Source organism: Campylobacter magnus, assembly GCF_028649595.1.
Taxonomy (GTDB): Bacteria; Campylobacterota; Campylobacteria; order Campylobacterales; family Campylobacteraceae; genus Campylobacter; species Campylobacter magnus.
The window spans coordinates 1-453 of the sequence record NZ_JAQSLK010000016.1; the positions used below are offsets into that span (position 1 = coordinate 1).

Below are 453 nucleotides of genomic sequence, written 5' to 3' on the forward strand. Positions count from 1 at the left end.
GGCGCACGGGTGAGTAATGTATAGTTAATCTGCCCTACACTGGAGGACAACAGTTAGAAATGACTGCTAATACTCCATACTCCTTCTTAACATAAGTTAAGTCGGGAAAGTAGCTCTTAATAATGCATATAAAATAGATTTTAAAACAAAAAGCTAAAAAGATAACAATGAGCTTTTTTGAAGCTTTACAAAAGTAAAGCGAAAAAAAGCGAAGCAGTTAGCTTTTAAAGATTTTTGTAAAAATTCTAAATTATATGAAAGTTTTCAAATTAAAAAGATTTTCTTTAAAAGAAAATACTAAAAGTAATTTTAAAACTTTTTTATATGTATTATTAAGAGCTCTCGGTGTAGGATGAGACTATATTGTATCAGCTAGTTGGTGAGGTAATGGCTCACCAAGGCTATGACGCATAACTGGTCTGAGAGGATGATCAGTCACACTGGAACTGAGAC

Annotated in this window: 1 rRNA gene; it reads left to right on the forward strand. The window is 32.2% G+C overall.

The window, feature by feature from the left end:
- Positions 1–453 (forward strand): 16S ribosomal RNA (locus PTQ34_RS08795); the annotation flags it as partial.